This is a genomic window from Microbacterium salsuginis (assembly GCF_012524205.1).
Taxonomy (GTDB): Bacteria; Actinomycetota; Actinomycetes; order Actinomycetales; family Microbacteriaceae; genus Microbacterium; species Microbacterium salsuginis.
The window spans coordinates 1-15,287 of sequence record NZ_JABACI010000001.1 but is presented as its reverse complement, the minus strand read 5'-3'; the positions used below and the strand labels follow the sequence as shown (position 1 = coordinate 15,287).

Below are 15,287 nucleotides of genomic sequence, written 5' to 3'. Positions count from 1 at the left end.
CACAACGGGTGCTTATGGTTTTCCCATCCGCGCCCCGTTCGGCCAAGGCCTGACGTGTGCGCACAACCCTGCACAGGAGGAACAGTGAGAATGAAGCGCATCTCGGCCGCGGTGGCGCTCACCGCAGCCGGCGCCCTGGTGATCTCAGGCTGCGCCGCGGGCGGCGGCGACGACACCGGCGACGACTCGGGTCTTGTCGAAGGCTCGGCGATCACAGCCGCGTGGAACCAGGCGTTCTACTCGATGAACGGCAACACGTCGTTCGGAAACGCCACGGCGAACAACAACATCAACTACCTGACCCTCGACGGGTTCAACTACTACAACAACACGCCGGAGCTGGTGGAGAACACGTCGTTCGGCACCTACGAGCTCGTCAGCGAAGACCCGCTCACTGTCACGTTCACGGTCGCCGAGGACGTCACCTGGTCGGACGGCACGCCGGTCGACGCGGCCGACCTCATGCTCAACTGGGCCGCTCTGTCGCGCGCGCTGGACACGCCCGACTTCAGCCCGGACGACTTCACCGACCCTGACACCGGTGAGTTCACCGAGTCGTTCCCGACCGACGTCGTGTACTTCGACTCGGGCGCCACGCCGGAATCCGGCATGGGCCTCGTGTCCGAGACGCCTGAGGTCGGCGAGGACGGCCGCTCGATCACGATGACGTTCGACCAGCCCTTCGTGGACTGGGACCTCGTCTTCACCCCGCCGCTCCCGGCGCACGTGGTGGCCAAGAACGCCCTCGGCATCGAAGACAACGAGGAGGCCAAGCAGGCTCTCCTCGATGCCATCGAGAACGAGGATGCCGAGGCTCTCGCTCCCATCTCGTCGTTCTGGAACTCGGGCTTCAACTTCACCGAGCTGCCCGACGACCCGGAGCGCTACCTCGCGACCGGTCCGTACATGATCACGGACTTCGTGGCCGACGAGTACATCACGCTGAAGGCGAACCCCGAGTACAAGGGTGAGAACGCGGCGAACATCGAAGAGATCACGATCCGCTTCATCCCCGACCCGCTCGCTGCGGTTCAGGCGCTGGAGAACGGCGAGGTCGACATCATCTCGCCGCAGGCGACCGCCGACATCAAGACGGCGCTCGACGGCATCGACGGCATCACGGTCCTGACCGGACTCGAGGGCACGTACGAGCACGTCGACCTGCAGTTCGACCAGGGCAAGAACTCGCAGAACATCTTCTCGAACGCCCAGGCGCGTGAGGCCTTCATGAAGGTCATCCCGCGTCAGGAGATCGTCGACACCCTGATCAAGCCGATCATCGGCGACGACGCGATCCTGCGTGACTCGCAGCTGTTCGTTCCGGGTGCCGAGGGCTACGACGAGGCGGCAGCGGACAACACCTCGGCGAACTTCGCCGAGGTCGACATCGAGGGCGCCAAGGCGCTGCTGGCCGAATCGGGCATCACCGACACCTCGGTCTGCATCCTCTACGCGTCGAACAACCCGCGTCGTGTGAACGAGTTCGCTCTCATCCAGGCGTCGGCCGCTCAGGCCGGCTTCAACGTCACCGACTGCGGTTCTGAGGAGTGGGGCGGCCTGCTCGGCACGCCCGGCGCCTACGACGCATCGCTCTTCGGATGGCAGTCGACCAGCCTCGGTGTGACCAACTCGCTGCCGACGTTCGTCACCGGTGGTATCAACAACATGAACTTCTACTCGAACGAGCGTGTTGACGAGATCATCACCGAGCTGAACGGCACCTTCGATGCGGAGACGCAGATCGAGCTCCAGGTGGAGATGGATCGCCTGCTGTGGGAGGACTTCTACGGCGTGACCATCTTCCAGTTCCCGAGTGTCACCGCCTACAGCGACCGTGTGGAGAACATCGACCCGTCGATCATCGCTCCCACGATCTTCTGGAACGCGTGGGACTGGGCCGTGACCGACGGCGGCTCTGAGGAGTAATCCGATAGCGCGGTGCGCGCCCGGCTCGGGCTGAGCGCGCACCGGGTGGGGTGCAGGTCCCAAGGGGCCTGCACCCCGCCCGCGTTAGACTCCTCCGAGTGGCTGAGCCCGCGACCGGACACGATCCGGTCGCCTGCTCGCGCTCTCTCACCGATTGGCAGGCGGCCACACCATGGCTTCATTCATCATCCGGCGATTGATCGCGTCGATCTTCGTGCTCTTCGCCGCCACCTTCTTGATGTACATCCTCACGGCACTCTCGGGTGACCCGCTCGAGGACCTCAGACAGGGCAACGCGCCCAACAAGGCCGAGCTCATCGAGTCTCGCACCAAGCTCCTCAATCTCGACGTCCCGCCCCCGCTGCGCTACTTCCTGTGGCTCGGCGGCCTGTTCCGCGGCGACCTCGGGGTCAGCATCCAGAATCAGCCCGTCAATGCGCTGCTGGGCAATGCGATCACGTCAACGCTGACGCTGGTCACCACCGCCACGATCGTGGCGATCGTCCTCGGCATCACCGTGGGAATCGTGTCGGCGCTGCGGCAGTACACCGGCTTCGACTACTCCGTCACGCTGCTGGCGTTCCTGTTCTTCTCCCTGCCGATCTTCTGGGTGGCCGTGCTCCTGAAGCAGTACGGTGCGATCCAGCTGAACAACTGGCTCGGCGATCCGACGATCTCGATACCCGCGATCGCGGGGATCTCGATCGTGGCCGGCCTGCTGTGGATGTCGCTCATCGGCGGCAAGTGGAAGCGGCGGCTGATCGTACTCGGTGTCTCGGCGCTCGCGACGGCCGTCGTGCTGACGTACCTGTCGGTGACCGAGTGGTTCGCCGACCCGAGCATCGGCATCGTCGTCTACGCGGCCCTGGCGCTGGGCACCGCGGTCGGGATCACGGCGATCTCGACCGGCCTGCGCAACCGCAAGGCTCTCTACGCGTCACTGATCGTCGCGGTCATCGGCATCGCGCTGTACTTCCCGATGATGAACTCGATCCTCAACAACATGACCCTCTGGTTCTTCCTGGTGCTCGCGGTGCTCGCCGTGGTCGTCAGCGGAGCGATCGGCTGGTTCATGGGAGCGCCCGACCGCGGTCCCGTCGTTCGCACGACGGCGATCGTCGGCTTCCTGGTGGCCTCGTTCATCGCTCTCGAGAAGTACTTCTCGTACTGGGAGGCGTACGCGAACTCCAGCCGCGTGCGCGGCCGGCCGATCGCAACGGTGGGTGCTTCCACGCCGGGCCTCGGCGGCAACTTCTGGGTCCAGGGCATCGATCTCTACACCCACCTGCTGCTGCCGACGATCGCGATCATCCTGATCTCGTTCGCGAGCTACACCCGCTACTCGCGAGCGAGCCTGCTCGAGGTCATGAACCAGGACTACATCCGCACGGCGCGATCGAAGGGGCTGACCCAGCGCACCGTCGTGGTGCGCCACGCGTTCCGCAACGCGCTGATCCCCATCACGACGATCATCGCGTTCGACATCGGCGCGATCGTCGGCGGCGCGGTGATCACCGAGACGGTCTTCGGCTGGACCGGCATGGGGCGACTCTTCGTCACCGCGCTGGGCGCACACGACCCGAACCCCGTGATGGCGTTCTTCGTGGTCACCGGCACGCTGGCCGTCGTCTTCAACCTCATCGCGGACCTCGTCTACGCGGCCCTCGACCCGAGAATCAAGGTGGGCTGACATGAACAGCACGACTTCACAAGAGCCCGGCCTCGAGACTCAGGCCATCGGCGAGATCACGATCGAGCAGAAGGAGACCGAGGGTCTCAGTCAGGGCCAGATCGTCCGCCGGCGCTTCTTCCGCCACCGCGCGGCCGTCATCTCGATGGTCGTCCTGGCATTCATCATCATCCTCGCGTTCACCTCGGTGGGCGTGGACCTGTGGGGCCTGCGGATCCCGGGCTGGTGGATGTACTCGTGGAACGAGATCCCCCCGAAGGTGAACAACGGCGTCCCCACGCTGAGTCTGTGGCCGCTCCAGTTCGGGGACCACCCGTTCGGTCAGGACGAGGTGGGTCGCGACATCTTCGCGGTGGTGATGCGCGGCACGCAGCAGTCCGTCATGGTGATGGTGATCGCCGGCGTCGTCGCGACGATCATCGGCGTCGTCATCGGCGCAGTCGCCGGGTACTACGGCAAGTGGACCGACTCGGTGCTGATGCGCTTCACCGACATCATCATCACCATCCCGCTGATCGTGATCGGCTCGGTGCTCGGCAACGCGTTCGGTAGCCTCGGTGCCGCCGTGCTCGGTGTAGTGATCGGCCTGTTCGCCTGGACGACCATGTCCCGGCTGGTGCGAGGGGAGTTCCTCTCACTGCGCGAACGGGAGTTCGTCGATGCCGCACGTGTGTCCGGCGCTCGCGACCGGCGGATCATCTTCCGGCACATCCTGCCCAACGCCGTCGGCGTGATCGTCGTGAACGCGACGCTGCTGATGGCGGGCGCGATCCTGCTGGAGTCGGCGCTGAGCTTCCTCGGATTCGGTGTGCAGTCGCCCGATACCTCGCTCGGAAAGATCATCTCCGAGAACCAGGCCGCTTTCTCGACGCGGCCATGGATCTTCTGGTGGCCCGGCATCTTCATCATCGCGATCGCGCTGTGCGTGAACTTCATCGGCGACGGTCTGCGCGACGCGTTCGACCCGCGTCAGAAGAAGATGCCCAGCGAGCGTGCGATGGCCCGCGCCGGTCGCGCCAAGGGACCCCGTCCGACCGCTGTCGACACCACGCCGTCCACGACGGACGGCCACATGGTCGATGTCGGCATCGAGACCGCCTACACCGGCGACGTGGTCAACTACCACGACCCGCGTCCGGAGGAGCCGGGAGACGTGCAGCACAAGCCCCTCGACCCGGAGCGGTGACGGTGACGCTGCTAGATCAGCAGGCCGACCACCGTCGCGACCGCCAGGGCCGCGAGGCTCGCCATCGTGGCCCAGTGCCACGTGGTGGTCGACGCCTCGGGGTCCACGCCGCTGGCGAAGGCTCCGGCATCCCGCAACCGCTCCCAGTGGCCGCGGATCAGCTGAGCCAGGTTGCCGCTGGGCACCGTGAGGGCGTCGGCGGGCCTCAGCTCGCCGGCGCCACCCCGGGCCGAGCCTCCGATGCCGTCGAAGTCCTTCGGCGCGAGACCGAGTGTGCGGTGCCGGCCGGGCGCCGGCGCCGCCCACACCGGGACGCGACCGTCGGCCGTCTGCAGCGTCAGCGAGTATCGCGTGTCGATGGCGGTGATCGCCGGCCAGGGCACGAAACGCGTACGCAGCACGTTCTCGACGGTGATGCCGTGCTGCTGCACCCGAAGGCTGGGGCGCCAGAACAGCGCCCACGCCAGGACGGCGACGAGCAGGATCGGCCACACGTAGCGCAGCGCCGATACGGGGTCGGACCAGATCACGGCGACGACGCCCAGGGCGCACACCACAACGGTCACGACAGCGAGGATGCGGCCGAAGACCGGCCGGTAGTGGACCTCCTGGAACGACATGACTTCAAGCTTCGCAGATGGGACATCACGAATGACTGACACGACGGGCATCGACGCCGGAACCACCGCGTCGCACGAGGCCCTGCCGGAGACGATCCTGCAGGTCGACACGCTCGGCGTCGAGTTCTGGGTCGAGGGGGAGTTCTACCCCGCCGCGATCGACATGAACTACGAAGTGCGCCGCGGCGAGGTTCTCGCGATCGTGGGCGAGTCGGGTTCAGGCAAGAGCACGAGCTCGATGGCTCTGCTCGGCCTGCTGCCGGAGAACGCCCGCGTCACCGGCTCGATCAAGCTGCTCGGCCGCGAGCTGCGGGGTGCCGACGACGCCACCCTGCGCTCGCTCCGGGGCAACGAGATCGCGGTGATCTTCCAGGAGCCGATGACGGCGCTCAACCCGGTCTACACCGTCGGGTTCCAGATCATGGAGTCGCTGCGATCGCATGACCGCTCGCTCTCGCCGGGCGACGCGAAGGCGCGGGCGATCGAATTGCTCACCATGGTCGAGATGCCCAACCCGGAGCAGTCGTTCCACAAGTACCCGCACCAGCTGTCGGGCGGCCAGCGTCAGCGCGCGATGATCGCGCAGTCGATCTCGTGCGACCCGCTGCTGCTGATCGCCGACGAGCCGACCACCGCGCTGGACGTCACCGTGCAGGCCGAAGTGCTCGACCTGTTGCGCAACCTCCACAAGCGCCTCGACTCTGCGATCATCCTCATCACCCACGACATGGGCGTGGTGGCCGACCTCGCCGACCGCATCATGGTGATGAAGAACGGCGTCGTGGTCGAGTCCGGCACGGTCGAGAAGATCTTCCACGCCCCGCAGCACCCCTACACGCAGCAGCTCCTCGCGTCGGTGCCTCACCTGGGCCTCGGCGTGCTAGAGGGTGCGGATGCCGGCCCCGCCGTGGTCGCGACCGAGACCTCGACCGTTCCCGCGGTGTCGGCGATCCGCGAGCGGGCCTCCGAGGCTGCGGACGAGATCATCGACGAGCGCACGCCCGTGCTGCACTTCGAGGATGTCGCGATCGACTATCCCAAGCGCGGCCGGATCCCTGCCTTCCGGGCGGCCGAGCACATCGACCTCGCCATCTACCCCGGTGAGATCGTCGGCCTCGTGGGCGAGTCCGGCTCGGGCAAGACGACCCTCGGCCGCGCCGCGATCGGCCTGCTGCCGATCGCGGAGGGCAAGCTGACGGCGGTCGGGACCGACATCTCCCATGCCTCCCAGAAGGACCTGTTCGCGATCCGCCGTCGCACCGGCATCGTCTTCCAGGACCCGGCGTCCTCGCTCAACCCGCGCATGCCGATCGGTCAGTCGATCGGCGAGCCGATCCTGCTCGCCGGTGTGGCCAAGGGTAAGGATCTCGACAAGCGCGTCGAGGAGCTGCTGACGCAGGTGGAGCTGCCCCGCTCGTACCGCAACCGCTTCCCGCACGAGCTCTCGGGCGGCCAGCGCCAGCGTGTCGGCATCGCGCGCGCGCTCGCGCTCGCTCCGGAACTGCTCGTGGCGGACGAGCCGACGTCGGCGCTCGACGTGTCGGTGCAGGCCCGGTTCCTGGACCTTCTCCAGGAGCTGCAGCAGCAGCTGCAGTTCGCGTGCCTCTTCATCAGCCACGACCTGGCCGTGGTGGACATCCTTGCCCACCGCATCGCGGTGATGCACCACGGCAAGCTCGTCGAGACCGGCACGCGTGACGAGATCCTCCGCGGCGCGAAGGACCCGTACACGCAGCGCCTCATCGCCGCGGTGCCCGTCCCCAACCCCGAGGAGCAGCGCGTGCGCCGCGAGGCTCGGGCCGCGCTGCTGCAGCGCAGCGGCTCGGCTGCGAGCTGACGCACAGGAGCGACCGATAGAGTGGGGGATGCCGAATTCCGGCATCTCCCACTTTCGCAAGGATTCCCTCATGGCCCGCGCCCTCCGTCCGGACCTCCGCAACGTCGCCATCGTCGCCCACGTCGACCACGGCAAGACGACTCTCGTCGACGCGATGCTCCGCCAGACCGGCTCCTTCGGCGAGCACGCGCACGTCGAAGAGCGTGCGATGGACTCGAACGATCTCGAGCGCGAGAAGGGGATCACGATTCTCGCGAAGAACACCGCGATCACCTATAACGGCGCTCACACCGACGTCCCGGTCACGATCAACGTGATCGACACCCCCGGCCACGCCGACTTCGGCGGTGAGGTCGAACGCGGCCTCTCGATGGTCGACGGCGTCGTGCTGCTGGTCGACGCGAGCGAGGGTCCGCTCCCGCAGACCCGCTTCGTGCTGCGCAAGGCCCTCGAGGCGAAGCTGCCCGTGATCCTTCTCGTGAACAAGACGGATCGGCCCGACGCCCGCATCGCCGAGGTCGAGGAGGAGGCGCACGACCTTCTGCTGGGCCTGGCCTCCGATCTTCACGAGGACGTCCCCGACCTCGACGTCGACGCACTGCTCGACGTGCCCGTCGTGTACGCCAGCGGCCGTGCGGGCGCGGCATCCCGCACCCGCCCCGCCAACGGCGACCTGCCCGACAACGCCGACCTCGAGCCGCTGTTCGAGGCGATCCTCGAGCACGTGCCGGCACCGTCGTACGACGACGAGGCGCCGCTGCAGGCGTGGGTGACCAACCTGGACTCGAGCCCCTTCCTCGGTCGTCTGGCGCTGCTGCGCGTCTTCAACGGCACGCTGCGCAAGGGCCAGACTGTCGCGTGGGTGCGCCACGACGGCACCACGAGCAACGCCCGGATCACCGAGTTGCTGAAGACCCGCGCTCTCGAGCGCTACCCGGCTGAGTCGGCCGGCCCGGGCGACATCGTCGCGATCGCCGGCTTCGACGACATCACGATCGGCGAGACCATCGCCGACCCCGAGGATGTCCGGCCGCTGCCCCAGATCCACGTCGACGACCCGGCGATCTCGATGACGATCGGCACCAACACCAGCCCGCTGGTCGGCAAGGTCAAGGGCCACAAGCTGACCGCGCGCATGGTGAAGGACCGCCTCGACCGCGAGCTCGTGGGCAACGTCTCGCTCAAGGTCGTCGACATCGGCCGCCCGGACGCGTGGGAGGTGCAGGGCCGCGGTGAGCTGGCGCTGGCGATCCTCGTCGAGAACATGCGTCGCGAAGGCTTCGAGCTGACCGTCGGAAAGCCGCAGGTCGTCACGCGCAAGGGCGAGGACGGCAAGGTGAAGGAGCCCTTCGAGCACCTCACCATCGACGCCCCCGAGGAGTACCTCGGCGCCATCACGCAGCTGATGGCGGCGCGCAAGGGCCGCATGGACAACATGACCAACCACGGCACCGGCTGGGTGCGCATGGAGTTCATCGTCCCCTCGCGCGGCCTCATCGGCTTCCGCACCGAGTTCCTCTCCACGACGCGCGGCACCGGCATCGCGAACGCGATCTCGCACGGCTACGACGACTGGGCTGGTCACATCGTGACGCGCCAGAACGGCTCGATCGTCGCCGACCGCGCCGGCGTCGTGACGCCGTTCGCGATCATCGCGCTGCAGGAGCGCATGTCGTTCTTCGTCCAGCCCACGCAGGAGGTCTACGAGGGCATGGTCATCGGCGAGAACTCGCGCGCCGACGACATGGATGTGAACATCACGAAGGAGAAGAAGCTCACCAATATGCGCTCTTCGACTGCGGACTCGTTCGAGTCGATGACGCCGCCGCGTCAGCTCTCGCTCGAAGAGAGCCTGGAGTTCGCGCGCGACGACGAATGCGTCGAGGTGACCCCCGAGATCGTGCGCATCCGCAAGGTCGTGCTCAACGCGACCGAGCGCGGCCGCACGACCGCGCGCCTGAAGCGTCAGGACGCCAACGCGTAAGGAGACCACCGGATGCCGCGCGTCCGGAGTCGACCAGGCCACCGACCGCGCGTCGGCCCGCCTCCGATGTCGCGTGCTCTCGCTAGCATGACGACGTGAGTCCCCACCATGCCGTCGACGGCGCGCACTTCGACGATGCGCACAGCGCGGGTGAACCACGCAGGGCGGTCCGCGAGGGCCTCGGAGTCGCACTGGCGACCAGCGCCTACGGCATCTCGTTCGGAGCGCTGGCGGTGGCATCCGGGCTCGACGTCTGGCAGACCTGCGTGCTGAGCCTCGTGATGTTCACCGGAGGATCGCAGTTCGCGTTCGTCGGGATCGTGGCCGCGGGCGGGCTGGCCGCGGCGCCGTCGGCGATCGCGTCCGCGGCGCTGCTGGGGGTGCGCAACATCGCGTACGGCATCCGCATGTCGCCCGTGATCGGTCCCGGCTTCTGGCGGCGGGCCGCGGCGGCGCAGTTCACCATCGACGAGTCCACCGCCGTGTCGCTGGCGCAGACCGGGCAGCGCGCCCGGACGCTGGGCTTCTGGGTCACCGGGATCGGCATCTACATCGGGTGGAACCTGTCGACCCTCGCGGGTGCGCTCCTGGGCGACGTGCTCGGCGACCCGCGGGCGTATGGACTGGATGCCGCGGCCGCCGCCGCATTCCTCGCGCTGCTGTGGCCGCGTCTGCGTGCACGGCAGCCGATCGTGGTGGGAATCGCCGCGGCCGTCATCGCCACGATCCTCACGCCGGTGCTCATGCCCGGGCTGCCCGTCATCATCGCCGCGGTCGTGGCGATCCTGGTGGGCTGGACGAACTGGCTCGGTCGACCGGCGACGCCGGTGGCAGGAGCGCTCGGCGACGAGCCCGACGACGTTCCCGAGCGGGAGGGACTGCCATGACCATGTGGACCGCGGTGCTCCTGGCATCCATCATCTGCGTCGCGCTCAAGACCATCGGCTACCTCATCCCACCGCGATGGGTCGAGTCGCCGCGCCCCCTGCGGATCGCCGACCTGCTGACCGTCGCGCTGCTGGCGGCGCTCGTGGCGGTGCAGACCGTCGGCGCCGGACAGGCGGTGGTCGTCGACGCTCGCGTCCCGGCAGTGCTCGTGGCCGCAGGACTGCTGCTCCTGCGGGCGCCGTTCCTCGTCGTGGTCGTCGCGGCGGCACTTGTGGCGGCACTCCTGCGGCTGTGGGGCTGGGCGGCATGAGCGCATCCCGACACGGGCGATGCTCCTGCCGGGCTAGAGTCGACGGGTGCGCACGTCTGTCCTCGCCCGTATCGGCACCTGGGTCGTCGCACTGCTCATAGGCGCCGTCTACGGACTGGCCGGGACGATCGCGCATGCCTACCGGATCGGATGGCTCCCCGTCGGTCTCGTGCTCGCGGCGATCGGGTGCGCCGCGCTGCTCCTGGCGGTGCGCCTGCTGACAGCCGATCGCGGCGCCACGCTCGCCACCGGCCTGGGCATGATGCTCGCGACCCTCGTGTTCTCGGGCAGCGGGCCGGGAGGATCGGTGATCGTGCCTCAGACCGAACTGGCCATCGCGTGGACCTTCGCGGTGCCGATCCTCGTTGCGGTGATCGTCGCGTGGCCCGAGCGGACTCGCGCGACCGCCGGCCGCGCCGCGCCCCGCTGACCGCACGGCGAAGCGCGCGCAGCGCGCGACATCGCGACCGAGCGCGGGCGGCGCAACTAGACTGGTGGCGTGACGTATGTGATCGCCCTTCCCTGCGTCGATGTCAAGGACCGCGCCTGCATCGACGAGTGCCCGGTGGACTGCATCTACGAGGGTGAGCGGTCGCTGTACATCCACCCTGATGAGTGCGTGGACTGCGGTGCGTGCGAGCCGGTGTGCCCGGTCGAGGCGATCTACTACGAGGACGATCTGCCCGACGAGTGGCAGGACTACTACAAGGCCAACGTCGAGTTCTTCGACGATGTGGGCTCGCCCGGCGGCGCCGCCAAGGTGGGCGTGATCCACAAGGACCACCCGATCATCGCCGCGCTCCCGCCGCAGGAACACTGACGTGGGGGTCGCCGACCTCGCCGATTACCCCTGGGACGCCGTCGCACCGTACGCGGCGCGCGCACGGGCGCATCCGGACGGGATCGTCGATCTGTCGGTGGGGTCGCCGGTCGATCCGACTCCCGATGTCGTGGCCGAAGCGCTGCGCGCCGCCACGGACGCGCACGCCTACCCGCAGACCGTCGGCACACCCGCTCTCCGTTCGGCGATCGCGCAGTGGTATGCCCGCCGGCGCGGCGTGCCCGGGCTCACGGCCGACCACGTTCTGCCCACCGTGGGGTCGAAAGAGCTCGTGGCGCTGCTGCCGCTGCTGCTCGATCTCGGCCCGGGCGATGTCGTCGTCCATCCGCGGGCCGCATACCCGACGTACGAGGTCGGCGCGCGTCTGGTCGGCGCGACGCCGGTCGCAGCAGACGATCCGGCCGCGTGGCCGGTGGGCACGCGGCTGGCGTGGGTCAACTCGCCGGGCAACCCCGACGGGCGGGTGCTCGACGTCGCCGCGCTGCGAGCGGCGGTCGCCCGTGCGCGCGAGCTGGGCGCCGTTCTGGTGTCCGACGAGTGCTACGCGGAGCTCGGCTGGGACGAGCCGTGGCTCTCGACCCCCATCCCTTCGTCGCTGGATCCTCGAGTGACGGACGGCGAACTGCGCGGCATCCTGTCGGTGTATTCGCTCAGCAAGCAGTCCAACCTCGCGGGCTACCGCGCGGCATTCCTGGCCGGCGACCCCGAGCTCGTGGCGCGCCTGCTCACCGGGCGCAAGCACCTCGGGCTGATGCTGCCTCTCCCGGTCCAGGCCGCCATGGTGGCTGCGCTGGGTGACGAGCGCCACGTGCTCGAGCAGAAGGAGCGGTATCGCGACCGTCGAGCCGTGCTCAGGCCCGCCGTGGAGGCGGCCGGCTTCCGGATCGACGGCAGTGAGGCGGGCCTGTATCTGTGGGCGACCGAAGGTCGTGACGCGTGGGAGAGTCTGGGGCGGCTCGCCGATCTCGGCATCCTGGCGGGTCCGGGGCACTTCTACGGAACCCACTTCCCTCAGCACATCCGGCTGTCGCTGACTGCCACCGACGAGCGCGTCGCGGCAGCGGCCGCGCGGCTCTCGGCGTCGGTGTGAGGATTCCTCCACCGGATGCCCCATCCCTTTGGCCGTGTCAGCAGTAGGCGCGGTGGCGCACTAGGCTGTATGAGCGGCGGTGCGGCATCTCCGTCCCCGCTCCTCGTTCCCCGCGGACACGCCATTGCGTCCCCGCTGGAGCGGGACGACACCCCCGGCACGACCAGAAATCGCGAGGAGGCGCCGTGAGCGACGCGGGCACCCAGCAGGAGAAGGCCACCCTCACGATCGGCGAGCAGACCGCCGAGTTCCCGCTGCTGCGGGGAAGTGACGGCACCCCGAGCGTGGACATCTCCACCTTCACCCGCCAGACCGGGCACACGGCACTGGACTACGGCTTCGTCAACACCGCGGCGACGAAGTCCGCGATCACCTACATCGACGGCGACCAGGGCATCCTGCGCTATCGCGGGTACCCGATCGAGCAGCTGGCCAAGAACAGCACCTACCTCGAGGTGGCGTGGCTCCTGATCTACGGCGAGCTTCCGACGGCCGACGAGCTCGCCGAGTTCGACGGCCGCATCCGCCGCCACACCCTGCTGCACGAGGATCTCAAGCGCTTCTTCTCGGCGCTCCCGCACACCGCCCACCCGATGTCGGTGCTGTCGGCGGCGACCGCAGCTCTGTCCACGTACTACGAGAACGAGTCCGACCCGAACAATCCCGAGCACGTCGAGCTCAACACGATCCGCATGCTCGCGAAGCTGCCCGTGATCGCCGCCTACGCGCACAAGAAGAGCATCGGGCAGGCGTTCCTGTACCCCGACAACTCGCTCGGGTTCGTCGACAACTTCCTCAAGCTCAACTTCGGTGTGCTGAGCGAGGTGTATGACGTGAACCCGGTCATGTCGCGCGCGCTCGAGCGGCTGCTGATCCTGCACGAGGACCACGAGCAGAACGCCTCGACGTCCACCGTTCGCCTGGTCGGCTCGACCGGCGCCAACCAGTTCTCGTCGATCTCGGCCGGCATCAACGCGCTCTACGGGCCGCTGCACGGCGGGGCCAACGAGGCCGTCCTCAACATGCTCGGCCAGATCCGCGACTCCGGCGAGAGTGTGCAGCGCTTCGTCGAGCGGGTCAAGAACAAGGAGGACGGCGTCAAGCTGATGGGCTTCGGCCACCGGGTCTACAAGAACTACGACCCGCGCGCCAAGCTCGTGAAGGAGTCCGCCGACGAGGTCCTCGAGGCGCTGGGGGTGAGCGATCCGCTGCTCGACCTGGCCAAGCAGCTCGAAGAGATCGCGCTCAACGACGACTACTTCAAGGAGCGCCGTCTCTACCCGAACGTCGACTTCTACACCGGCGTGATCTACAAGGCGATGGGGTTCCCCACGCGCATGTTCACGGTGCTCTTCGCGATCGGGCGCCTTCCCGGTTGGCTCGCGCAGTGGCGCGAGGCCTCGGGCGACCCGCAGACGAAGATCGGCCGCCCGCAGCAGCTGTACGTCGGCGCTCGTGAGCGCGACTACCCCGGCACCGCGTGAGTGCGAGCCCCGAAAGAATCGGCCCGGCACGCTGACGCGTCCGGGCCGATTCGCTCAGGGGTCAGGCGTGCAGTGCCTCGTTGAGCGTCACGCCGGTGCCGGCGCGCTGAACGACCTCGACCGCGCCGGTCACGGAGTTGCGCCGGTAGAGCAGCCCGTCGCGTCCTGACAGCTCGGATCCCTTCACCACCTGCGGGCCGCCCTCGGCGCGCGGCGGCGCATCGGCCACCACGATCTTGGTGCCGGCGGTGACGTACAGGCCGGCCTCGACGATGCAGTCGTCACCGAGCGAGATCCCGATGCCGGCGTTCGCTCCGAGAAGCGTGCGGGCTCCGACCGAGACCTTGTGCGTTCCGCCGCCGGAGAGGGTGCCCATGATGGAGGCGCCGCCGCCGATGTCGCTGCCGTCGCCGATCACGACACCCTGCGAGACGCGACCTTCGATCATGCTCTGACCGAGCGTCCCGGCGTTGAAGTTCACGAATCCCTCGTGCATGACGGTGGTTCCGGGGGAGAGGTACGCGCCGAGCCGCACGCGCGAGGCGTCGGCGATGCGGACACCCGCCGGGGTGACGTAGTCGAGGAGCCGGGGGAACTTGTCCAGTCCCTGCACCTGGATGCCGTCGCGTGCGAGGAACGGGCGCAGTCGCGTGAGCGCATCCGGATGCATCGGGCCCGCCGTCGTCCATGCGACATTCGGAAGGTGGCCGAAGATGCCGTCGAGATTCAGTTCGTTCGGGCGGACGAGCCGGTGCGACAGCGCGTGGAGCCGGAGGTAGGCGTCGGCCGTCGATGCCGGCGCGACGTCGAGGTCCGCCTCGACGGTGACCACCTCCACCGTGACGGCTCGCCGTGCGTCGGCGACGGCGAGCCGCTCGAGCTCGTCGGGCGGCATCTGCGGGTCGTAGCCGAGCGGGATTCGTCCCTCAGAAGGGGAGGGGAACCAGGTGTCCAGCACCGTTCCGTCGTCAGCAAGCGTCGCGAGGCCCACGCCCCACACCCATCGTTCTTCGCTCATGCCGTCAACGGTAGCGCGGTGGCGGAACGCACCGGAATCTCGCGGATCCGCCGTGCGACACGCCCGGGAGGCGCGGCCGATTGGCCAGCCGGCGCGAATCCGACGTAGAGTATCTCTTGTTCGCCCCAAAGGGTAGAGCGGAGCGGCCGAGAGGCCCCGCCCCCTCAAGCGGAGAACGAACCCCCTCCACCGGATCAGCTTCTGATCCGGACGGTCTTCGGACCGGGAAGGGAAGCCCTCGAGGCGAGGAACGTCAGTTTGACGGGCCGAGCACCGAGAGCTAAACTAGTGAAGTTGCCCTGCTGTGCTGGCTGCCTTGTGTGGTGGTTGGTGGGTGGGTGCGTCTGATCCTTGAGAACTCAACAGCGTGCACTTGTCAAATGCCAAATAACCTCGTCGGCCATCTTTTGGTG

The 15,287-nt window shown here is 68.1% G+C and carries 13 protein-coding genes; 11 read left to right on the top strand and 2 right to left on the bottom strand.

Annotation, left to right across the window (positions count from 1 at the left end; translation table 11 throughout):
• The first annotated feature begins 90 nt into the window (after positions 1-90).
• The 3 genes from HF576_RS00065 (at position 91) to HF576_RS00055 (ending at position 4,802) form a co-directional block, all read left to right on the top strand.
• Entirely contained in the window at positions 91-1,926 is a 1,836-nt protein-coding gene (locus tag HF576_RS00065) for an ABC transporter family substrate-binding protein (RefSeq protein WP_168910766.1), read from the top strand.
• A gap of 172 nt (positions 1,927-2,098) precedes the next feature.
• A complete protein-coding gene (locus HF576_RS00060) occupies positions 2,099-3,616 on the top strand; it encodes an ABC transporter permease (RefSeq protein WP_168910765.1) in 1,518 nt (505 codons plus the stop codon).
• 1 nt (position 3,617) lies between these two features.
• The gene (locus HF576_RS00055; protein WP_168910764.1) at positions 3,618-4,802 is read left to right on the top strand and encodes an ABC transporter permease; all 1,185 of its coding nucleotides are present in this window, start codon (positions 3,618-3,620) and stop codon (positions 4,800-4,802) included.
• An 11-nt stretch (positions 4,803-4,813) separates the two neighbouring features.
• Here HF576_RS00055 and HF576_RS00050 read toward each other — a convergent pair whose 3' ends face one another.
• Positions 4,814-5,422, bottom strand: a complete 609-nt coding sequence (locus HF576_RS00050) for a PH domain-containing protein (protein ID WP_168910763.1) — start codon at positions 5,420-5,422, stop codon at positions 4,814-4,816.
• A 31-nt stretch (positions 5,423-5,453) separates the two neighbouring features.
• On the opposite strand from HF576_RS00050, the gene HF576_RS00045 reads away from it, so the two are divergent.
• The 8 genes from HF576_RS00045 to HF576_RS00010 all read left to right on the top strand — a co-directional run bounded on the left by HF576_RS00045 (position 5,454) and on the right by HF576_RS00010 (position 13,856).
• A complete protein-coding gene (locus HF576_RS00045) occupies positions 5,454-7,259 on the top strand; it encodes a dipeptide ABC transporter ATP-binding protein (protein ID WP_168910762.1) in 1,806 nt (601 codons plus the stop codon).
• Positions 7,260-7,329: 70 nt separating this feature from the next.
• Positions 7,330-9,243: a translational GTPase TypA gene (gene typA / locus HF576_RS00040; protein WP_168910761.1), complete on the top strand. Its 1,914-nt coding sequence runs from the start codon at positions 7,330-7,332 to the stop codon at positions 9,241-9,243.
• A 95-nt stretch (positions 9,244-9,338) separates the two neighbouring features.
• Complete coding sequence (locus HF576_RS00035; protein WP_168910760.1) at positions 9,339-10,130, top strand: AzlC family ABC transporter permease; 792 nt, start codon at positions 9,339-9,341, stop codon at positions 10,128-10,130.
• Positions 10,127-10,441 carry an AzlD domain-containing protein gene (locus tag HF576_RS00030; RefSeq protein ID WP_168910759.1) on the top strand — a complete coding sequence of 105 codons (315 nt, stop codon included), beginning with the start codon at positions 10,127-10,129 and terminating at the stop codon, positions 10,439-10,441. The genes HF576_RS00035 and HF576_RS00030 overlap by 4 nt, the downstream gene beginning before the upstream one ends.
• Before the next feature lie 46 nt (positions 10,442-10,487).
• Positions 10,488-10,871, top strand: a complete 384-nt coding sequence (locus HF576_RS00025) for a DUF6113 family protein (protein WP_168910758.1) — start codon at positions 10,488-10,490, stop codon at positions 10,869-10,871.
• A gap of 69 nt (positions 10,872-10,940) precedes the next feature.
• Positions 10,941-11,261 carry a ferredoxin gene (gene fdxA / locus HF576_RS00020; protein ID WP_168910757.1) on the top strand — a complete coding sequence of 107 codons (321 nt, stop codon included), beginning with the start codon at positions 10,941-10,943 and terminating at the stop codon, positions 11,259-11,261.
• Position 11,262: 1 nt separating this feature from the next.
• Positions 11,263-12,372 (top strand): succinyldiaminopimelate transaminase, encoded by a 1,110-nt coding sequence (gene dapC / locus HF576_RS00015; RefSeq protein ID WP_168910756.1) that lies wholly within the window; start codon positions 11,263-11,265, stop codon positions 12,370-12,372.
• A 185-nt stretch (positions 12,373-12,557) separates the two neighbouring features.
• Positions 12,558-13,856: a citrate synthase gene (locus HF576_RS00010; RefSeq protein WP_168910755.1), complete on the top strand. Its 1,299-nt coding sequence runs from the start codon at positions 12,558-12,560 to the stop codon at positions 13,854-13,856.
• 61 nt (positions 13,857-13,917) lie between these two features.
• Here the strand turns inward: HF576_RS00010 and dapD are convergent, their stop codons facing one another.
• Positions 13,918-14,874 carry a 2,3,4,5-tetrahydropyridine-2,6-dicarboxylate N-succinyltransferase gene (dapD, locus tag HF576_RS00005; RefSeq protein WP_168910754.1) on the bottom strand — a complete coding sequence of 319 codons (957 nt, stop codon included), beginning with the start codon at positions 14,872-14,874 and terminating at the stop codon, positions 13,918-13,920.
• Positions 14,875-15,287 lie beyond the last annotated feature (413 nt).